The organism is Amycolatopsis sp. NPDC089917, assembly GCF_040684635.1.
In the GTDB taxonomy this organism is placed as follows: Bacteria; Actinomycetota; Actinomycetes; order Mycobacteriales; family Pseudonocardiaceae; genus Amycolatopsis.
In genome coordinates this window covers 19399-38417 of the sequence record NZ_JBFBGL010000004.1, presented here as the reverse complement: position 1 = coordinate 38417, position 19019 = coordinate 19399, and the positions used below count along the sequence as shown (strand labels likewise).

General features: G+C 68.5%; 25 protein-coding genes and 1 pseudogene. 15 read left to right on the top strand and 11 right to left on the bottom strand.

The window, feature by feature from the left end; all coding sequences use genetic code 11:
* The first annotated feature begins 5 nt into the window (after positions 1 to 5).
* Complete coding sequence (locus tag AB0N89_RS04780; protein ID WP_364200226.1) at positions 6 to 1082, top strand: TetR/AcrR family transcriptional regulator; 1077 nt, start codon at positions 6 to 8, stop codon at positions 1080 to 1082.
* Here the strand turns inward: AB0N89_RS04780 and AB0N89_RS04775 are convergent.
* The gene (locus AB0N89_RS04775; RefSeq protein WP_364200224.1) at positions 1079 to 1603 is read right to left on the bottom strand and encodes a GNAT family N-acetyltransferase; all 525 of its coding nucleotides are present in this window, start codon (positions 1601 to 1603) and stop codon (positions 1079 to 1081) included. The two genes, AB0N89_RS04780 and AB0N89_RS04775, sit on opposite strands and share 4 nt — an antisense overlap.
* A 78-nt stretch (positions 1604 to 1681) precedes the next feature.
* Between AB0N89_RS04775 and AB0N89_RS04770 the strand changes: the two genes are divergently transcribed.
* From AB0N89_RS04770 to AB0N89_RS04760, 3 genes are all read left to right on the top strand, one after another.
* On the top strand, positions 1682 to 2050 hold the full coding sequence (locus AB0N89_RS04770; protein WP_364200222.1) for a helix-turn-helix domain-containing protein: 369 nt from the start codon (positions 1682 to 1684) through the stop codon (positions 2048 to 2050).
* 198 nt (positions 2051 to 2248) lie between these two features.
* Positions 2249 to 2845 (top strand): TetR/AcrR family transcriptional regulator, encoded by a 597-nt coding sequence (locus tag AB0N89_RS04765; RefSeq protein ID WP_364200220.1) that lies wholly within the window; start codon positions 2249 to 2251, stop codon positions 2843 to 2845.
* Positions 2846 to 2887: 42 nt separating this feature from the next.
* Complete coding sequence (locus AB0N89_RS04760; protein WP_364200218.1) at positions 2888 to 3649, top strand: glucose 1-dehydrogenase; 762 nt, start codon at positions 2888 to 2890, stop codon at positions 3647 to 3649.
* Positions 3650 to 3680: 31 nt separating this feature from the next.
* On the opposite strand, the gene AB0N89_RS04755 is transcribed toward AB0N89_RS04760, so the two are convergent.
* From AB0N89_RS04755 to AB0N89_RS04735, 5 genes are all read right to left on the bottom strand, one after another.
* Positions 3681 to 3893: a hypothetical protein gene (locus tag AB0N89_RS04755; protein WP_364200216.1), complete on the bottom strand. Its 213-nt coding sequence runs from the start codon at positions 3891 to 3893 to the stop codon at positions 3681 to 3683.
* A gap of 259 nt (positions 3894 to 4152) precedes the next feature.
* Complete coding sequence (locus AB0N89_RS04750; protein WP_364200214.1) at positions 4153 to 5448, bottom strand: NAD(P)/FAD-dependent oxidoreductase; 1296 nt, start codon at positions 5446 to 5448, stop codon at positions 4153 to 4155.
* Between the two features lie 2 nt (positions 5449 to 5450).
* The gene (locus tag AB0N89_RS04745) at positions 5451 to 5717 is read right to left on the bottom strand and encodes a DUF4235 domain-containing protein (protein ID WP_364200212.1); all 267 of its coding nucleotides are present in this window, start codon (positions 5715 to 5717) and stop codon (positions 5451 to 5453) included.
* Positions 5714 to 6016: a DUF3618 domain-containing protein gene (locus tag AB0N89_RS04740; protein WP_364200210.1), complete on the bottom strand. Its 303-nt coding sequence runs from the start codon at positions 6014 to 6016 to the stop codon at positions 5714 to 5716. Before AB0N89_RS04740 ends, AB0N89_RS04745 begins: the two co-directional genes overlap by 4 nt.
* A complete protein-coding gene (locus tag AB0N89_RS04735) occupies positions 6013 to 6426 on the bottom strand; it encodes a phage holin family protein (protein WP_364200208.1) in 414 nt (137 codons plus the stop codon). The genes AB0N89_RS04740 and AB0N89_RS04735 overlap by 4 nt, the downstream gene beginning before the upstream one ends.
* A 136-nt stretch (positions 6427 to 6562) precedes the next feature.
* Between AB0N89_RS04735 and AB0N89_RS04730 the strand changes: the two genes are divergently transcribed.
* Positions 6563 to 7024, top strand: coding sequence for an SRPBCC family protein (locus AB0N89_RS04730; RefSeq protein ID WP_364200206.1), 462 nt, complete (start codon positions 6563 to 6565; stop codon positions 7022 to 7024).
* 48 nt (positions 7025 to 7072) lie between these two features.
* Positions 7073 to 7537, top strand: a complete 465-nt coding sequence (locus AB0N89_RS04725) for a hypothetical protein (RefSeq protein WP_364200204.1) — start codon at positions 7073 to 7075, stop codon at positions 7535 to 7537.
* Between the two features lie 110 nt (positions 7538 to 7647).
* Here the strand turns inward: AB0N89_RS04725 and AB0N89_RS04720 are convergent, their stop codons facing one another.
* The 3 genes from AB0N89_RS04720 to AB0N89_RS04710 form a co-directional block, all read right to left on the bottom strand.
* On the bottom strand, positions 7648 to 8436 hold the full coding sequence (locus tag AB0N89_RS04720; RefSeq protein ID WP_364200202.1) for a SigB/SigF/SigG family RNA polymerase sigma factor: 789 nt from the start codon (positions 8434 to 8436) through the stop codon (positions 7648 to 7650).
* The gene (locus AB0N89_RS04715) at positions 8433 to 8885 is read right to left on the bottom strand and encodes an anti-sigma factor (RefSeq protein ID WP_364200200.1); all 453 of its coding nucleotides are present in this window, start codon (positions 8883 to 8885) and stop codon (positions 8433 to 8435) included. The genes AB0N89_RS04720 and AB0N89_RS04715 overlap by 4 nt, the downstream gene beginning before the upstream one ends.
* Positions 8886 to 8949: 64 nt before the next feature.
* Entirely contained in the window at positions 8950 to 9282 is a 333-nt protein-coding gene (locus AB0N89_RS04710) for a plasmid stabilization protein (RefSeq protein WP_364200198.1), read from the bottom strand.
* Positions 9283 to 9392: 110 nt separating this feature from the next.
* Here AB0N89_RS04710 and AB0N89_RS04705 point away from each other — a divergent pair, with 110 nt between their 5' ends.
* Both AB0N89_RS04705 and AB0N89_RS04700 read left to right on the top strand, forming a co-directional pair.
* A complete protein-coding gene (locus AB0N89_RS04705) occupies positions 9393 to 10358 on the top strand; it encodes a TIGR03557 family F420-dependent LLM class oxidoreductase (protein ID WP_364200196.1) in 966 nt (321 codons plus the stop codon).
* Between the two features lie 118 nt (positions 10359 to 10476).
* Entirely contained in the window at positions 10477 to 10668 is a 192-nt protein-coding gene (locus AB0N89_RS04700; RefSeq protein ID WP_364200194.1) for a hypothetical protein, read from the top strand.
* A 1-nt stretch (position 10669) separates the two neighbouring features.
* On the opposite strand, the gene AB0N89_RS04695 is transcribed toward AB0N89_RS04700, so the two are convergent.
* Positions 10670 to 11407: a UdgX family uracil-DNA binding protein gene (locus tag AB0N89_RS04695; RefSeq protein ID WP_364200457.1), complete on the bottom strand. Its 738-nt coding sequence runs from the start codon at positions 11405 to 11407 to the stop codon at positions 10670 to 10672.
* Between AB0N89_RS04695 and AB0N89_RS04690 the strand changes: the two are divergent.
* From AB0N89_RS04690 to AB0N89_RS04680, 3 genes and pseudogenes are all read left to right on the top strand, one after another.
* Positions 11295 to 11603 (top strand): annotated as a pseudogene (locus tag AB0N89_RS04690) (cytochrome P450); the annotation flags it as partial. The gene AB0N89_RS04695 and the pseudogene AB0N89_RS04690 sit on opposite strands and share 113 nt — an antisense overlap.
* Positions 11604 to 11894: 291 nt before the next feature.
* Positions 11895 to 12302 carry a VOC family protein gene (locus tag AB0N89_RS04685; protein ID WP_364200455.1) on the top strand — a complete coding sequence of 136 codons (408 nt, stop codon included), beginning with the start codon at positions 11895 to 11897 and terminating at the stop codon, positions 12300 to 12302.
* Between the two features lie 144 nt (positions 12303 to 12446).
* Positions 12447 to 12791, top strand: a complete 345-nt coding sequence (locus AB0N89_RS04680) for a hypothetical protein (protein ID WP_364200192.1) — start codon at positions 12447 to 12449, stop codon at positions 12789 to 12791.
* Between the two features lie 880 nt (positions 12792 to 13671).
* Here the strand turns inward: AB0N89_RS04680 and AB0N89_RS04675 are convergent.
* On the bottom strand, positions 13672 to 14220 hold the full coding sequence (locus AB0N89_RS04675; RefSeq protein WP_364200190.1) for a dihydrofolate reductase family protein: 549 nt from the start codon (positions 14218 to 14220) through the stop codon (positions 13672 to 13674).
* Positions 14221 to 14377: 157 nt separating this feature from the next.
* Between AB0N89_RS04675 and AB0N89_RS04670 the strand changes: the two genes are divergently transcribed.
* From AB0N89_RS04670 to AB0N89_RS04655, 4 genes are read left to right on the top strand one after another with little or no spacing between them, the layout of a single operon-like run.
* Complete coding sequence (locus tag AB0N89_RS04670) at positions 14378 to 15634, top strand: ATP-grasp domain-containing protein (RefSeq protein ID WP_364200188.1); 1257 nt, start codon at positions 14378 to 14380, stop codon at positions 15632 to 15634.
* 58 nt (positions 15635 to 15692) lie between these two features.
* The gene (locus AB0N89_RS04665) at positions 15693 to 17006 is read left to right on the top strand and encodes a SidA/IucD/PvdA family monooxygenase (protein WP_364200186.1); all 1314 of its coding nucleotides are present in this window, start codon (positions 15693 to 15695) and stop codon (positions 17004 to 17006) included.
* Positions 17007 to 17029: 23 nt separating this feature from the next.
* A complete protein-coding gene (locus AB0N89_RS04660; protein WP_364200184.1) occupies positions 17030 to 17395 on the top strand; it encodes a cupin domain-containing protein in 366 nt (121 codons plus the stop codon).
* A 2-nt stretch (positions 17396 to 17397) separates the two neighbouring features.
* Entirely contained in the window at positions 17398 to 19017 is a 1620-nt protein-coding gene (locus AB0N89_RS04655; RefSeq protein ID WP_364200182.1) for a class I tRNA ligase family protein, read from the top strand.
* Positions 19018 to 19019: the final 2 nt, after the last annotated feature.

Genomic DNA, 19019 nt, shown 5'->3' with positions numbered 1-19019 from the left:
GGCCGATGGTCCGGCTGAGCAGGGCGGAGACGCAGGAGCGCAATCGCGCGAAGGTGCTGGCCGCCGCGCGTGACGAGTTCGCGGACCAGGGTTTCCGGGACGCCAAGATCGACGTCATCGCCGAACGCGCGGAGCTCACCCGCGGCGCGGTCTACTCGAACTTCCCCGGAAAACGCGCGCTGTACCTCGCCGTCCTGGCCGAGCTGGCGGAACAGTCGGCCGGAGCGCCGCACGCCACGCCGGGCAAGACGCTCCGGGACGCGCTGGGCGCGTTGGCCAGGGCGCGGGTCGCGGCGCTTCCCCTGGACGACGGGCAGGCGGGTCTCACACGCGACCTGATGCCGGAGGTGCTCGCGGACGAGCGGATCCGGCGCCCGTTCGCGCAGCTGGTGAAGCTCAACGGGCTGCTGCTCGGACTCGCGCTGGAGCGGCTCGACCCGCCGGATCGTCCCGCGGGAGCGCCGATCCCGCGCCGGGTCCGGCTCGCGGAGACCGTGCTGACCACGGTGCACGGGGCCGGTCAGCTGGCGGCCGTCGCTCCGGGGCTCGTCGAACCGTTCGACATCGTGAGCGCCTGCGAACGGCTGGCGGGGCTGGCCTTCAACGACTGGTGGGCGACACCGGTGATCGCTCCCGCCGCGCAGGCCGAGGACCGGCCGTGGTCACCGCCCGAGGCGCTGGATCTGCTGCGGGCCGAACCGTTCGTGCCCGCCGACGGGGTGGTCGTCGTCCTGGGCAGCCATCGGCTGGCCGCCGCGGAAGAGGCCGTGCGCGCGTTCGGTGGTGAGGTCACCGTCGTCGCGGTGACCAGCGAGCCCGACGAACTGGTGCCGTTGACCCGGCTGATCGTCGCGGAGCTCTGCGGCGGTCTGCGGCAGGCTTTCCCCGAGTCGTCGTGGCCGGGAGTACGGGTGGTGTGTGACGTGACCGGGACGCTGGCGGCGGCCGCGGGGGTGCTCGCGGTCAGCGACGAGACCGAGGCCGCGGTCCGGGTCGAGCGGGGACGGATCGTCGCCACGGCGGACGGGCGCGGCGCGGGGCACGCGGTCTCGACGACGGGCGAAGTGTCCCGAGTGGACTAGACGATGTCCGTGTGCCGGATCCGGTACACCTGCAGGCGAAGTCCGTAGTACTTCTCGGTTTCCCCGACCCAGACCATCCCGAGCCGTTTCGCGGTCGCGATCGCGCGTTCGTTGGCCGGCCGCGCGACGGCGAAGAGTTCGTCGGTGTCCTGGGTGAACGCCCAGCCGATCAGGGCGCGGGCGGCTTCGGACGCGTACCCCTCGCCCCAGGCGTCCGGATGCAGCTGCCAGCTGACTTCCAGGTCCTCTTCGTACGGTGGCAGCAGGTGGATGCCCAGCCCGCCGACGACCGCGCCGTCCGCCTTGCGCTGGATCGCCCATCTTCCGCGCGGTGGCACGAGATTGGGCTGCGCCTGTTGCCAGGCCTGCAGAACCGAACGCATGGCCGCGGCGTCGGTCACGCGGTCCATCGCCGGGGTGAGCCAGCGGGTCACGTCGGTGGTGCCGTAGATCGCCAGCGCGGCTTCGGCGTCGTCCTCGGACCAGGCACGGACGATGAGCCTTTCGGTGGTCAAGTCCATAACAGAACGTTACGCGCATTGGTGGGGTGATTGGGTGTCTGGATCATGACAACTCCGCAACCCGCGTACCTTGGCTTCATGCGCGCCGATGCCCTGACGACACCTGAGCAGGCCTGCCCGATCGCCCCGGTGGTCGACCTCGTCTTCAGTCGCTGGACCACGCCGATCCTGTGGACGCTCAACGAATTCGGCAGGCAGCGGTTCGTCGAACTCGAGCGGCGCATCGGCTCGATCACGCCGAAGGTGCTGACCCAGCGGCTCCGGCAACTGGAACGCGACGGTCTCCTCACACGGACCTATCACGCCGAGGTGCCGCCCCGGGTCGAGTACGAGATCAGTGAGCTGGGCCGGAGCCTGGCGCCGCTGTTCGCGACTCTCGCGGACTGGTCCGCGGAGAACCTGCCGAAGGTGGAAGAGGCCCGGTCGGCCTACGACTCCGGGTCCTGAAGGCTCTGCCCGGAAAGCGTTGCGAAAGCCGCTTTCGCAGCACCGGCTTCTCGTGAGGCCGCGCCAGGCCGCGTGCGCGTGTCGTCCATCCAGTCACGCGTGTCGTCCGCCGGATCACACGTGACGTCCGCCCAGTCACGCGAAACTTCCGTTCTCGCTTATTTGACCGATCGGTCCAGATGTGGCTAAGCTTCTGTCATGTCCCGGGTGAAGGAATTCGACGTCGACGCGGCCTGCGAAGCGGCGTTGGAGCTGTTCTGGCGGAAGGGGTACGAGGCCACCTCGGTCAGCGACCTCGTCGCCGAACTCGGCATCGGCAAGGCGAGTCTCTACGCGACGTTCGGCACCAAGCGCGAGCTGTACCTGACCGTGCTGAACCGCTACATCGCCCGGGGCAACGAGCGGTTCGTCGAAGACTTCGCCGGGCCGGGGCCCGCGGTCGCGGGGGTGCGAAGGCTCATCGACCGCTATCTCGCCGAAATCCTCGGCGAGTCAGGGCGGAAAGGCTGTTTCGTGGTCACCGCGGCCATGGAGATGATGCCGGGGGATCCCGAGGTCGTCCGCGCGGTCGAGCGCAGCTGGGACGCGCTCGAGATGGCCCTGCGGATGGCGTTGAGCCGGGCCAAGGCGCAGGGGGAGCTCGACGACGCCGTCGATCCGGAGGAGCTCGCCGGCTTCCTGCTCACCGTCCTCCAGGGGATGCGCGTGCTGAGCAAGGGGCCGGATCCCGCGGCGCGGGCCAAGGCGACGGCGAAGCAGGCCATCGCTGTCGTCGAAGCCGCTCGCAAACGTTGATAATGGAACGATCGGACTAGAAAGTTGAGTACAGTGTCCACTGTGGGGAAGCGATTCAGCGGCAAGGTCGTCCTGGTCACCGGGGGAGGTTCCGGGATCGGCCGCGCCACGGCGGCGGCCTTCGCAGGCGAAGGCGCTCAGGTCGTCGTTTCCGGCCGGGACGGCGAGAAACTGCGTCAGACGGTGAAGGAGATCGAGGCCGACGGCGGCGTGGCCGACGCGGTGACAGCGGACGTGAGCGTCGGCGCCGAAGTCGAGCGCCTGGTCGCCGAAACCGTGCGGCGGCACGGCAAACTCGACATCGCGTTCAACAACGCCGGGGTCCTCGGCAGTCCCGCACCGACCGCGGATCTCGACGAAGACGGTTTCACGGCCGTCGTGCAGACGAACCTCACGGGCACCTGGCTGTCCATGAAGCACGAGATCGCGCAGATGCGGACCGGTGGCGGGGGAGTCATCGTCAACATGTCGTCCAACATCGGCTCGCACAGCCGGCTTCCGGGAATGGCCGCGTACGCCGCTTCGAAGGCCGCCGTCGACGTGCTGACCCGGACCGCCGCGCGTGACCACATCGCCGAGGGGATCCGGATCAACGCGGTCAGCCCGGGCGCCACCGACACCGGTATGTCGTTCCGGCCCGGCGAGACCGAGGCCGACCGCGCCGAACGGCTCGGCGCGGTCATCCCGCTCGGCCGGATCGGCGCGGTCGAGGAGATCGCCGCGGCGGTGCTCTGGCTGGCTTCCGACGAGTCCGCGTACGTCGTGGGGCACGACATCGTCCTGGACGGCGGCGCGAGCGCCTGACCCTCGGCCGCGCCCGCCCTCCCTGACATCGCTACCGGCGTGAAGGCAGCGGCGGCGGGATCCGGTTGTACGGTTCGCCGGTGCTGTGGGGGAGTACCTCCACCATGGTCCCGGCGGAACGCACCCGCTCGGCCAGTTCCGACGACTCGTCCGGCACCGGGTCGATCAGCAGGACGTGCGACGCGGCGCCCGGATGACGTTCGGCCAGCCGCAGGGCGTCTCCGGCCGATTCACCGGCGGCCACGACGTCGCTCGGCGGGTCGCCGGCTTCCGTGTCCCCGAGCAGGTCGTCGGCCTGGCCGAGGGCGCCGTCGACCGGCAGCCTGCACCAGATGATCCGGCGCCGGGCCGCGAGCGGGCGCCAGGTCGCCGGGAGTTCGCCGTTCTTGCCCTCGCCCGCGGGGTCGAGGACCAGGAGCCTTCGCCCGTTCGTCCTCGCCGTCGTTCACCACCGGCGGGCCCTCGGCGCGGACGGGATCGGGTTCGGCGGGCATGGTCCCTCCTCAGCGGTACGTGCGCGGAAGTTCCGGGGAATCGGTGTCCAGCGGCACCGAAGCCGACCGGACGAGTCCTAATTGGACGGTCTGGCGTTTCGTGATCGCCTCCAGCGCCCAGTCGGTGACGGTGCGCACCCGGTTGCCCGGCATGGCCAGCAGATGGTAGCCGCGCGTGACCGCCTTGGCGGCGAGCCCGGAAAGCGGGATGTGCAAGGGATTCGCCGCCGCCTGATGGGCACCGAGGTCGACGACGAAGCCGAGATCGTTGTGCCGGTAGATGCGATGAGAGCCGTGCCCGAGAGACGCGGCCACGTTCCGTCCGGCGAGCTTGCCCTGGCGTTCGGCGTGCTGGGCGGTCATCGGCGTGTATTCGCCGGGCCTGGTCAGATCCGGGACGGCGGCCGCGTCCCCGCAGGCGTAGACGTCGCGTCGCCCCGGGACGTTCAGCTGCGCCGTCACGACGAGCCTGCCCTTGGCCGTCTTCAGCCCCAGGGCCTCGACCAGCGGATCCGGCCGGACCCCGACGCACCACACCAGCGTGTGCGTCGGCACGGATTCGCCGGAGGTCAGCGTGACCCCCTTCGCGCCGGCGTTGTCGATCGACGTCTTCATCAGCACCTCGACGCCGCGGGCCCGCAACACCTCGTCCGCGGTGGCGCCGAGCCGCTTGTCGAGCTCCGGCAGGACCCGGTCGGCGACGTCGAGCAGCAGCCAGCGGATCTTCTGGCCGTTCAGCTCGGGATGGCGGGCGGCGAGGGCGGCGGTGAACGCCGGACCCTGCGCGGCGACCTCGGTGCCGGTGTACCCGGCGCCGACCACGACGAACGTGCAGCGCGCGTCGCGTTCGGCCGGATCCTTCGCGGAGGCGGCGAGTTCAATCTGCCGGGTGACGTGGTCCCGCAGGTAGAGCGCCTCGGGCAGCCCCCGGAAGCCATGGGCGTACTCGGGCACGCCGGGGATCGGGAGCAGCTTGTTGACGCTGCCGGCGGCGAGCACGAGACGGTCGTAGCCGATCGAGTGCTCTCGGTCCTCGGGGTCGGTGTAGCTCACACTGCGGCCGCCGAAGTCCACCGCCGTCGCGGTGCCGAGCACCAGGCGCACCCCGCGCAACGTGGCGGGGATGGACACCGAGATCCGCCGCGGTTCGAGGATCCCGGCGGCCACTTCGGGCAGCAAGGGGAGATAGAGGAAGTAGTCGGTCGGATTCAGCACGACGATCTCGGTGTCTTCGCCCACCGACTTGAGCAGGGTCTTGGCGGCGTTGTAGCCGGCGAACCCGCCCCCGATGATCACTACGCGCATCGTCAGTCCTTTGTGGGCCAGTCGCCGGTCGCCTTGCGGTAGCCGACCGCGCCCGCCCGTTCGGTGGCCGCCTTCACCGCGCCGAAGATCGCGCCTTGTGCGGCCGCCGCGATGATCACCTGGGTCCAGGTGAAATCCCGGTCCGTGGCGTTCGGTGCGTCTTCCTCACCGCTCACGCGTTTCCAGATCTGCTTGAACGCGATCCCGGCGAGGACACCGCCCGCGGCGCTCACGGCCATGTTGAGCGGTTTGTAGAGAACCTTGTTCACGACGACCTCTTTCGCAGGATCAGCCGGATCGCCACCAGCAGGGCGAGCACTCCGGCGAAGACGGGAAGGGGATTCGCGCGGACGACTTCGGTGCCCTGACGGAACTTGTCCGCCGCGGGCTCGGAAACCTTCTCGGAGATCTTGGCGCTGGCTTCGTCCACTTTGGCGTCGAGGGTGTCGTTGACCCTCGACTTCACGTCCATTTTCTTGCCCAGCGCGTCGAGTGTTTCGGTGAGCTCCTCGCGGGTCACGTCGCGATCGGTCCGGGCTTCTTCGGCGTTCTTGGGGAAATCTGTCATGAGCGCACTCCTTGTTTGACGGTGTCCACATCCTCGCGGACGCCCTCGATGGCCTCCTCCGGCACCGGTGGCGTCGCGCTCGCGACTTCCTTCTTGCCGACGAGGGCCGCGAGGCCGCCGATCAGGAGCAGCGCCGCGCCGGTCACCACGGCCGCCAGCCACGCGGGCATGACCAGGGCGAGCGCCAGCACCACCGCGGCGATCAAGGTCGCCAGGCCGAAGAGCGCGAAGATCCCGGCCGCGCCGAACAGCCCGGCGCCGAGTCCCATCCGCTTCCCTTTGCCCCGCAGTTCGAACACAGCCAGCCGCATTTCGTCCCGCACCAGGCGTTTGACCTCGTCGCCCAGGTCGGAGACCAGTTCGCCGACCGACCGTTCCCCGGACGGCTTCCGGTGGGCTTCTTCGATCATGGAGCACCTCCTTGCAGCGTTCTGCCCGCCGTGTACCCGGCGGTGCGCGGGATCAATCACGGTGTGTTTTGCGGCGCCGAGCGTCGGGTAGCCGGGGATTGCCCGCCCGAAAAGCACCCAACCGACGGGAGGATGCATGAGCACGATCACCGAAATGGTGGACGTCGAAGTCCCGGTGAAGACCGCGTACAACCAGTGGACCCAGTTCGAGACCTTCCCGAACTTCATGGAGGGTGTCGAGGAGATTCGTCAGATCGACGCGACCCACACCCACTGGGTGACCAAGTTCGGTGGTGTGAGCCGGGAATTCGACGCGACCATCACCGAACAGCATCCCGAAGAACGGGTCGCGTGGACGTCGGACTCCGGTCCCGACCACGCGGGCGTCATCACTTTCCATCGCCTGGACGACAACAAGACCCGTGTCACGGCGCAGATGGACATCGATCCGGAGGGCTTCGCCGAGAACGTCGCCGACAAACTCGGCGTGCTCGACCGCCGGATCAAGGGAGACATGAAGCGGTTCAAGGAGTTCATCGAGAGCCGCGGCCACGAATCCGGCGCGTGGCGCGGTGACGTGGACCGCCCCGGCAGCTGACCCGGGTATCTCATGGGGTGAGGTCCACAACGAAGGGAGCGTTTCGGCATGACTACCAACGCGTACGTGGCCTTCCTCGTCATCGGGGTGGCCCTGGTCATGCTCGACGGTCTGATCATCTACCAGAGTGGCAAGCGCTACCTGCGGGGTTCCTACGGGGATCCCGCCGCCGGGGCGTCCATGACGTGGCTCGTGACGGTGCTGTTCCACCTCGCGACACTGGGCGTGCTGGCGCTGCTGTCGACCATCGACCTCGGAGGCAGCGACCTTCCGGGTGTGGTGGGCAGGCTGGGTGTGCTGCTGCTGGTCCTGGCCATCGCGCACGCGATCACGCTCAGCGTGCTTTCGCGGATCCGCGGCGAGCAGGAGGCCGAAGCGGTCATCAACCGCCCCAAGCAGCGTGTCGAGCCCGAACAGCAGGGCACGACGGTGACGCCGGTACCCGGTCAGGAAGGCCGTTACCCGGCCGCGAGCCCGTCGATCGAGCAGCAGGCGCCGTACACGACGCCGTAGGTGGCACCTTCCCGGATGCGGCTGCCGCCCGGGATGCGCGTGAAGGCCTCCTTTCCCTCCGCTGAGCCGAGGGAAAGGAGGCCTTCACATGCTTGGGGTCCGTAGTAGGCCTACTCGGAGAGCTTTCCCCGTAGCTGCTCCAGCGTCTGCGAGAGAAGCCGCGAAACGTGCATCTGCGAGATGCCGACCCGCTCCGCGATCTGCGTCTGCGTGTATCCGCCGAAGAACCGCATCACGAGGATCGCGCGTTCCCGTTTCGGGAGTTCCCGCAGCAGCGGCTGCAGCGCCTCGTGGTTCTCCACCAGGGCCATCTCGTGGTCTTCCTCGCCGATCGTGTCGGCGAGCGAGAGGGCTTCGGTGGCGTCGTCGTGCACCGGCTTGTCGACCGACAACGTCTGGTACGCCTGGCCGGCGAGCAGCCCTTCGCGTACTTCGTTGACCTCGAGTCCCAGGTACTCCGCGAGCTCGGTCGGTGTCGGAGCGCGGCCGAGCCGCTGAGACAGCGCCGCCGTGCCCTGGCTGAGCGAGACGTGCAGCTCCTTGAGCCGCCTCGGTACCCGGACCGACCATCCGGTGTCCCGGAAATGCCGCCGGACCTCGCCCATGATCGTGGGCACGGCGAACGAGAGGAAGTCGTGCCCACGGCCGGGATCGAAGCGGTCGACGGCGTTGATCAGGCCGATCCGGGCCACCTGCACCAGATCTTCGCGGGGCTCGCCCCGGCCGGAGAACCTGGTGGCGATGTGCTCGGCGAGCGGCAGCAGCTCGGTGACCAGGCGGGCCCGCAGGGCCGGGCGGCGCCGGGAGTCCTCTGGCAGGGAGACCATCTCTTGGAAGAGCGGCTCGCAGTGCGCGTAGTCGTCCGCTTGCCGGGTGGGAGTCTTGCGCCCGCCACTCACCCGTCGCTCGTTCCCGGGGCCAGGACGAGCTCGATCGTCGTCGTACCCCCCAGCTCCCCGGGGATCGGCTCGCAGTGCGCCGTCACCGAGCCGGTCAAGGTGGTCAGGACGTGCCAGCCGAACGTCGTCTCGCTCGGCAGGAAAGGCTTCGCCGTCCGTGTCGAGATCGAGACGGCTATCCCGTCCGATACCTCGTGAAAGACACAGCAGAGAACAGCTCCCAGTTCGGCGGGCTGGACGAGCTGGGAACAAGCCTCGTCGACAGCCATCTTCGCGTCCGAAATGGCGTCCAGGCCGAAGTCCGCACGCGAGACCACACCGTGGGTGAGCGTGCGGACGAGCGGGATCTGTTCCGCCTCGGCGGGCAGGCAAAGCTCGACCCGGTCGGACAGAGCGTCCGACAGGGGCCGGGTTTGAGGGGTCAGGCTTCCCCGTCCGTGTGCATCCATTACGAAACCTATCCGTCCGTGGCCGTGAAATATCCGCGGCGGGGTTCCGCCGCGGGAGGCGTGATCAACGGCCGAGGGCGCGCTGAAGCTCCTTCTTGGACATCTTCGACCTGCCCTTGACGTTGCGTTTCTTCGCTTCGTTGTAAAGCTGGTCTTTGGTAGGGCCATTCGGGCCCTGACGGTTGCCGGATCGTTTTCCTCCCCGCCGTTGCGGCGACATGTCCTGCGTGGACGTCCGGCTCGCCTCGCGGGACTCGCCCGCCTGCGCGCGGTTCTTGTTGACCGTGCGCGCGGCGATCTCCTCGGCCCGGTCGGTGCTCGCACCCCGGTCCTTCGCCGAATCCTTGATGTGTTCGTACTGACGTTCTCGTTTGTCGCTCCAACTCTGCTGGGGCATCGCGGCTCCTCTCTTCCCGGGTCAAGTACCCCGTTCGATTCGCCGGATAAACGTCCGGTTGATCCCGGGAGCGGCCGGGTATGCGGAGGTCAGACGCGAAGGAGGAGTCGATGCGCATCGGCTACACGCTCATGACCGAACAGGCCGGGCCGAAGAGCCTGGTGGAGTACGCCGCCGGAGCCGAGAGGGCCGGGTTCGACTTCGAGGTGATGAGCGACCATTACTCGCCGTGGCTGAATGAGCAGGGCCATTCGCCGTACGCGTGGAGCGTGCTGGGAGCGGTCACCCAGAGCACCGACCGGGTCGAGCTGATGACCTTCGTCACGTGCCCGACCATGCGCTATCACCCGGCGGTGGTGGCGCAGAAGGCGGCGACCGTCCAGGCGCTGTCGGACGGCCGGTTCACCCTCGGCCTCGGCGCGGGGGAGAACCTGAACGAGCACGTCGTCGGCCGCGGCTGGCCGCCGGCGAACGTCCGCCACGAGATGCTCGCCGAAGCGGTCCAGATCATCGGCGGACTGTTCGACGGCGGGTACTTCAACTACGCGGGTGACCACTTCCGGGTGGACTCGGCGAAACTCTGGGACCTCCCGGAACAGCGCGTCCCGATCGCCGTCGCGGTGTCCGGCTCGCAGTCGGTGACCCGGTTCGCGCCGCTCGCCGACGCGATGATCGCGGTGGAGGCGGACGCCTCACTGGGCCGCGAATGGGACGCCACCAAACTCGGCGGCGCGCCGTCCAGGAAGATCGCCCAGTTGCCGGTGTCCTGGGGCGAGGATCGCGACGCCGCGATCCGGCGGGCGCACGAGCAGTTCCGCTGGTTCGCCGGTGGCTGGAAGGTCAACGCCGAACTGCCTGGGCCCGCGGGATTCGCCGGCGCCACCCAGTTCGTCAAGCCGGAGGACGTCGCGGAGGCGATTCCCTGCGGACCGGACGTCGACCGGATCGTCAAGCAGGTCGGCGAGTTCGAGGCGGCCGGGTTCACCGACCTCGCCCTGATCCAGATCGGCGGCGACCAGCAGGAACCCTTCCTTCGGTTCGCTGAGGAGACGCTACTCCCGGCGTTGCGAGGCTGAATCACACGGACGGAGTAAGGCTGTTGTGTCTCTGTGCACCCGAACAGGGACACCTGTGTTCAACCCCGCGATCGCGGGTATCAGAAGGATACGTCGTCCTTTACACAAGGGGGAACCGATGAACAACGAACTGGGCTTGCACCCGGTGCCCGACCTGATGCCGGAAGGCCAGGACACGCCCGAGCAGGAGGCGGTACGCCGCAAAGCGGCCCTCGCCGTCGCTTCGCGGGCGACGAGCGCCGAGGACTGCGCGACGCTACTGGACATGCTCGGCCTGCACGACGGTGGCCGCAGTTCCGAGGTGGCCTGACTCAGCGATCGCGCGCTGCCACGAGATCCGCGACGAAGACCCGATATGCCTCGTCGCGGTCCGGCGCGCGCAGCACCGCCGATGGATGAACAGTGGCGACCGCGGTGGTGGAGAACTCGGCGAGGTCGATCCGCTCGCCACGGCTTCGGGTGATGCGGAAATCGTCTCCCAGCAGCGACTTCGCCGCCGTCGCGCCGAGGAAAATCAGCAGATCGGGGCGGACCGCCGTGCGTTCCGCGTGCAACCAGGGGCGGCACGCGACGATCTCGGTCTTCGACGGCGTCTTGTGGATGCGCCGCTTGCCGCGTTCGTCGCGCTGGAACTTGAAATGCTTGACCGCGTTGGTGACATAGATCTTCCGGCGGTCGAAACCCGCTTCCTCGAGAGCCCTGTCGAGCAACCGTCCGGCCGGCCCGACGAAAGGGGCGCCCGCACGATCCTCTTGATCGCCGGGCAGTCTCGCCGAGGCCATCGCGTCGGCCGGGCCGTCCGGCGAGCGCGCCAAGGAGGTCATCGCCGACCAGGTCGCGCATTGGCTCTTCGCCTTCGACGCCGCCGGGATCGTCACTTTCCGCGCGCTCGCGCTGCTCGCCACCCACCCCGTCGCCCTGGAGCGTGCCACCGAAGAGGTCGACGCCGCCGGCCCGGACGCGCCAAACCAGCTTCCGTACCTGCGGGCCTGCGCCCTCGAATCGGTCCGGCTGTGGCCGACCACGCCGGCGCTGCTGCGTGAGAGCACGGCCGAGACCGCCTGGGGCCCGGCGGGGACGACGGTCCTGATCTTCACCCCGTTCTTCCACTGCGACCCGGAACGCCTGCCTTACGCCGATCGCTTCGAGCCCGCGATCTGGCTGGACGGCAGCGCGGCGGCCAATCCCGCGCTGGTTCCTTTCAGCGCCGGCCCGGCCATCTGCCCGGGCCGGGATCTGGTGCTGTTCTGCGCGAGCACGATGCTGGCACACCTGATCCGTGATCGCCGCTTCGAGCTGGTTTCCGGCGCGGTCCCTCGCACCGGAGCGGCCATTGCCCGCGACGCTGGACAATTTCCGCCTGAAGTTCGCGGCACTCGCCTGAGCGGAGCGCGTTGGGGAAATCGCTCACCGCATTCGGTGAACGGGGTTGAATTTCCGATACGCGAAAGAATTCACCCGGCCGTAGTTCAGGCGTTGTCGCGCTCGGTGGTGTCTGCCAGGATGCTCGTGACCCCGAGCCGAAGGAGCGTTCAAGTGGCCACCCGCCTCAACCCTTACATCAGCTTCGCCGGTGACGCCCGGCAGGCCATGGAGTTCTACAAGTCGGTGTTCGGCGGAGAGCTGACGCTGAATACGTTCGGTGAGTCCGGTATGGCGGGTTCGCCGGTGGAGGACCAGATCATGCACAGCCAGCTCGAATCCCCGGGTGGCTACACGATCATGGCTTCGGACACGCCGCCGGGAATGGAACACAAGCCCGGTACGAACATTTCGGTCAGCCTCAGCGGTGATGACGGCGAGGAATTGCGCGGATACTGGGAGAAACTGTCCGCGGAAGGCACTGTTTCGGTACCGTTCGAAAAGCAGATGTGGGGCGACGAATTCGGCGCCTGTACCGACAAGTTCGGCATCTCGTGGATGGTGAACGTCACGCAGTCCTAGGGTATTCCGGCCCTGCCCGATCGGGGCCGAAGCTCCCGACTTCCAGGGACTTGCGGCTCCGATCGCGCGAAAGTTGTGATGCCGCCGGTGAAACCGCCGTTCTCCTCTCGTGAGGACACGGCGGTTCCATCGGGAGGCGAGAACATGAACAGGATGGTCGCGGCACTGCTGGCGTCGGCGGGTGCCGCCGCGGTACTGGGCGGCTGCGGGACGACGACCGCCGGGACACCGGTCACCGTCGTGCGGGAGGTCGTGCCGCCGTCGACGACCACCGCTGTCGTCGCGCCGCCCGCCACTTCGACGGTCGTGGTGGAACCACCGGTGACGGTCACGCGGGGGTCTTCGCTCACGTCGTGCCAGCGTCTGTTCGCCCAAGGGTTCTCGTACACGTACGCGTTCGACGCCTGGGTGAACGCCGGGCGCCCGCTCAGCTGGGACGCCGACCGCGACGGGTATCCCTGCGAGCAGTCCTACGGCAACCGGAACTAGACAAACCTCGTCAGTGGCCGAGGTTGACGTGTGCCCGGTGGTGCTCGCCCTTCTCGATCAGGTCTGCGGAACCGAGGGCGTGGTCCGGTGCGGAAGACCGCGCCGTCTTCCGGGTCGACCGCGACGTCGTCGCCGAGCCGGTACCGGCCGGGTTGCCCGCCGGGCCTCCGGGCGCCGAACCTGAGCGCCGGACTCACGAAAACCCAGTCGAGCGACGAGGGCGTGCCAGGAGATCTTCGAGAACGAGCGCCGGCTGGTCGATCGCGCGGAGCGTGCGCCAGGAGCCGCATACGGGTCGTGAGTGGCTTGAGGGACAAAGCAAATATGGCGTGGACGTCAAGGCCGTGGCCTTGACGATATGGTTCCGGACTGGCCGGTGAGGTCGATCCCGTCTGATGTCCGTATCGACGGTGAAGGATTCCGGACGTTCAACGTCCGGAATCCTCCCCGCTCGACCGCGCCGGCATCCGGCACAAGCGTCACACGAGTCCGCCAAAACCTCTTCGACCCTCACGATCGCATCCACAGATTCGCGCAAAGCGCCCAAAACGGGCGCATTGGCGAGGGTGGCTGTACCTTGTGGTCAGTCAAGACGCGGCTGACTACGGCATGTCAGTCCAGATCCGTACGCCGTGAAGGCTTCCCCTCTTGAAGCAGGGCGAAGAAGGTCCTTATGGCAGAGACCCGATCATGACAAGTTTGCCCTATCCCTCGATGGAAACGAACCTGCATTCACATACCCACGGGATCCTGCCCCCGTCGGTGCCTGTCTTCACCGTCGATCCCGACACCCGTCGAACCACCACCCACGCAGGTCAGGCGTAGGTACCTGAATACGAGTACGCCCCAACCCGAAACGCCACTCACGACCAACCCGTCCCTAGAGCGGCCGGAACCGGACATCGACGGACGCGAAAGGATCCTCGGTGCCGACCCCGCGCAGCCGGATCGGCGGCCCGCCCGGATTGGCGTACAGCCGGACGCCGTCGCCGAGCAGGACCGGCGCGACGTGCAGGTCGATCTCGTCGATCAACCCGAGTTCGAGCAGCTGGCGGCCGATGTCCGGCGAGAAGACCTCCAGGTTCTTCCCGCCCGCCGCTTCCAGTCCGATACGGACCGCTTCGGCCGGGCCGCAGTCCAGGAACGTGACGCCGTCCGTGGGCGTCGCGTCTTCGGGATGGTGCGTGAGGACGAACAACGGGCCCTTCCACGCGCCGCCGTAGATCCCGCTCGGATCGGGGTAGGCGTCCCAGCCGTCGCGTCCACCGAGGACGGCGCCGGTGGTCGAGGTGTACTCCTCGATCAGGCCCGGCCGGAACGTCGTGCCGGTCATCCAGTCCATGCTGTGCCCCGGTCCGGCGACGAAGCCGTCCAGGGACATCGTGAAGTGCCAGAGCACCTTCCCGCCGGCTGTCTGTGGTTCGAACATCCTGCCTCCTGTCGGTCTTGACGACGGAGCATCCCCATAACACCCGCGGCCCCGTCACGCATCTCGTTGATTGTTCTGCCCGAATCAAGGGTTCCGGTCAACCAATCCCCGGGATGTAGTAGCCCGCGACGAAGCGACGGGCTGGTGGGGAGAGGGAATGAGCTCAGCGGAGGGTGTTGTCCTGGTGATCGGCTGCGGGATGCGGCCGTACCGGGAGTACCTGTTGGCGTCGGCCGGGCACCGGCATCCCTTGTGGCTGTTCAACGGGACGGAGCCGACCTGGCAGGAGCGGTACGTCGTCGGCGGCACGGTGCTGGACCTGCAGGACCGCGACGCCGTACTGGCCGCGGCCCGCGCGGTCGACGCGAAGACGCCGGTGCTCGGCGTGGTGTCGTGGGACGAGGCGCTGATCGTGACCGCGGCGCACGTCGCGGACGAACTCGGTCTGCCGGGCGCGGGGATCTCCGCGATCGAGGGCTGCCGGGACAAGTGGCTCAACCGCCGGACGCTCACCGCGGCCGGGGTGGCGCAACCGGACTTCGGTTTCGTGCAGGACGAAGAGCAGGCGGTCCGCGTGGCCGACCGGATCGGGTACCCGGTCGTGGTCAAGCCGCGCGGGGGCGGGGCCAGCATCGGCGTCAGCTTCGCGGAGGACGCGGAGGCGGTCCGCAAGGCGTTCCGGACCGCGGAGGACGCCAGCTTCGGCGGCTCTCCCGCGTACCGGGGCGGCGCGCTGGTCGAGGAGTACCTGACCGGCCCCGAGATCAGTGTGGACGGTGCCGTCGTGGACGGTGAGTACACGCCGATGTTCGTGGCGCACAAGACGGTCGGCATGCACCCGTACTTCGAGGAGCTCGGCCATCTGGTCAGCTCCGCGGACGAGCTGCTCGCCGACCCGGCGCTCCGTTCGACGCTGGCCCGCGCGCACACCGCGATCGACTTCCGGTACGGCATCACCCACACCGAACTCAAGCTCACCGAGCGGGGGCCGGTGATCGTGGAGATCAACGGCAGGCTCGGCGGGGACCTGATCCCGTTGCTCGCCCGGTTCGCGACCGGGATCGACCCGGGCGCCGCCGCGGTCGACGTCGCGCTCGGCATGCGCCCCCACATCCCGCACGAGGCCGAGCCCCGGTGGGTCGGGGTGCGGTTCGGTTACCCCAAACAGGACTGTGTCGTCGAGTCGGTGTCCGTCCCGGGTTCCATGCGGGACAACGGGGTCCTCACCGCCGACGCGCTCGTCGAGCCGGGCGCGCGGATGCGGCTGCCGCCGGCGGAGTTCATCTCGCGGCACGCGTACGTGATCTGCGCGGGCAGCGACCCCGACGACTGTGAAGTGGTGCTGGACAAGGCCATGGCCCAGGTCCGGCTGACCGCGCACCCCCTGCTGCCCTCGGTGGCGGCCGGTGGCTGACCGCGCACGGACACCGCAGAACACCTTCCAAGCACTCACAACGATGGCGGAGCAAACAATGGCGAACCGTGATGTCGAGCTTCTCGCAGTCGGAGCAGGACCGTCCAACCTGGCACTCGCCGTGGCGCTGGAGGAACTCGCGCCCGGCCTGGCCCGCGAGTCGGTCCTGCTCGAACGCGACGAGGAGGTCTCCTGGCAGCGGGGCATGCTCCTGCCGGAGGCGCTGTCGCAGGTCTCGTTCCTCAAGGACCTGGTGACCCTGCGCAACCCGCGCAGCCGTTTCTCGTTCCTCAACTACCTGCACGCCACCAACCGGCTCAACGAGTTCGTGAACATGGGCAGCTTCGTCCCGTACCGGGTCGAACTCGCCGACTATCTCAAGTGGACGGCCGAATCGCTCGCCCTGGTGGACCTCCAGCGCGGCCGTGAATGCCTCGACATCACTCCCGTGTGGACGGACGGCGTGCTGACCGGCTGGGACACCCGCGTCGCCGACGGCGAGATCATCCGCAGCCGGTACCTGGTGGTCGGCGCCGGCCGGGACGCGCGGATCCCCGACCTGCTGCGGGCGGTGAACCAGGACCGCGTCATCCACAGCACGCAGTACCTGCCGAGGATCGCCAAGCTGCGCAAGGATCTCCCGTACCGGGTCGCGGTGATCGGCGCGGGCCAGAGCGCCGCGGAACTGTTCAGCACCGTCCAGCAGGACCTGCCCGAATGCAAGCCGACCATGGTGATGCGCTCGATCGGCCTGAACTACTACGAAAGCAGCAAGTTCAACAACGAACTGTTCTTTCCCGCCCAGGTGGACACGTTCTTCGGTGCCCGGCCCGAGGCGCGCCAGCAGATGCTCAAGGAGATGCACCACACGAACTACTCCGGGCTGGCGCCGGGCACGATGGACGCGCTCTACCGGTCGATCTACCTGGACCGCCTCTCCGGCCGGTCGCGGCTGAACATGATCACGATGAGCGACATCACCGACGCGCGCGACGAGGGCGACGAGATCGTACTGGAGCTGACCGACCGGCGGACCGGGATGACCCAGGAACTGCGTACCGACCTGGTCCTGCTCGGCACCGGTTTCTCCCCGGAGATGCCGAGGATGGTCCAGGAGATCGCGAAGGCGATCGGCCTCTCGGAGATCAAGGTGACCCGCGACTACCGGCTGGAGATCGACCAGCCCGCCACCGCGGCCGTCTACCTCCAAGGCGTCAACGAGGCGACGCACGGGATCGCGGACTCGCTGCTCAGCGTCCTCGCCCCGCGCGCCAACGACATCTTGCAGGACATCCTCGCCCATCGCGGGGAAACCCCCGAGGTGCCGCCGCAGCCGACGCAGGACACCGACACCGTCGTCGCCACCCGCTGATCATCGAGAAGAAAGAGAACGTCATGGAGATCCGGCCGCTGGAGCGGGAAAAGATGGTCTTCGAGAACGGCGCCTACGGCCAGCGGCTCCTGCCGTGGGCGGCGCTGAACGCGCCGTTCGAGGGCGCCTGGGTCACGGTGCCCGCGCACGGCGCGACGGGCGCGCACTCCCATCACGAGTACGAGCTCTTCATCGCCGTCAGCGGCGAGGCGGTCATCGAGTCCGGGGGAGAGCGCCGTCCCTTCCGCCCCGGCGACCTCGAGTTCCACAAGCCCGGCACCGAGCACCGGATCCTCAACGACGGCGCCGGGGACTTCGAGATGTACGCGATCTGGTGGGACACCGACATGACGGCGAAGTTCGCCGCCCGGCACGAGGAGCTGGCGTGACCATGGCCGACACGAGACCGGTGGTGATCATCGGCGGGCCCCCGACGTCCAACGGGGATCTGCACATCGGGCACATCGCGGGCCCGTACCTCGGCGCCGACGTGCACCGGCGGTATCTGCGCGCGGCGGGCCGCGAGGCCGTGTTCGCCTCCTGCACCGACGACAGTCAGACCTATCTCGTCACCAGCGCGGCCCGGGTCGGGCTGACGCCGCCCGAGCTGGTGGAGCAGTCGACCGAGAACATCCAGAGCACGTTCAAGGCGATGGGCGTCGAAGTCGACGGTTTCTCGCCGACCGACGACGGCTACAAGGCACTCGTCCACGACTACGTGAAGCGCCTGTACGACAAGGGAAAGCTTCGCCTGCGCAAGGTGCGGCTGCCCTACAGCGAGAGCAAGGGCGAGTTCCTGGTCGAGGGCTTCGTCGGCGGCGGCTGCCCGACCTGTCTCGCGGACAGCCGCGGCGGTTTCTGCGAGGGCTGCGGGCATCCGATCGACTTCGACGCGCTCATCGAGCCGTACTCGGTGCTCGATCCGGCCGACGAGGTGACCTACCGCGAGACGGAGATCATGGTCTTCCCCGTCTCGGAGTACCGCGAACAGCTCCTCGCCTACTACGAGGAACGCGGCCCCTCGTGGCGGCCGCACGTGCTCGGCCTGATGCGGGAACTGCTGGCCGGGCCGTTGCCGGACTTCGCGATCACGTACCCGGTCAAGTGGGGGCTGCCGGCACCGTTCCTGCAGACGCCGGGACAGCGGCTCAACGCGTGGGTCGAGGGAATGCCCGCCTCGATGTACTGCACCGAGTACGCGTTGCGGCGCAACGGGAAGCCGAAGGCGGGCGACGACGACGCCTGGCTGGCGGAGAACGACGCGCGGGTCGTCGTGTTCATGGGGTTCGACCCACTGTTCACCTGGGGCGTCGTCCACGTCGCCGAGCTGATCGCCCTGGGGGACCGCTACGTCCTCCCGGACACCCTGCTCGTCAACGAGTTCTACGAACTGGAGAACGAGAAGTTCTCCACCAGCAAGGGACACGTGGTCTGGGCCCGTGAGCTCGCGGCCGAGGTGCCCCGCGACATCGCGCGGTTCCACCTCAACCTCACCGCCCCCGAGTTCGCCCGCACCAACTTCTCCCGCGCGGCGCTGGAGAAGGTCGCGGGGGAGCGGCTCGTCGCGCCCTGGAACGAACTCGGCGAGACGCTGGCCAAACTCACCGCCGAAATCGGCGGCGAGAACGACTCGCTCCCGGTGTCGGCCGAGGCCACGGAACGCGCGGCGGCGATGGTCTCCCGGTTCGCCCTGAACTACGAACTCGAGGATTTCAGCCTCAGCCGGGCCGCCGACCTGATCGTGCAGCACGTCGGGCGCCTGCGCGCGGCGACGGAACGCACGCTGGCGGGCAACCTCGACCAGGAGGTGCTCCGCGGCGCGCTGGGTGACCTCTTCCTCGAACTGCGGGCCTTGATCGGCTGCGCCTCGCCGATCCTGATCGACCTCGCCGCGCGTGCCGCCGAAGCGGGCGGGTTCGACCTCCGGATCGACGCGGACGCCTTCGACGTCACGCACACCACGGCGTTCGCCGTGCCACCACTGGAATTCCCCCCGACGAGCGAGGTCTGAGA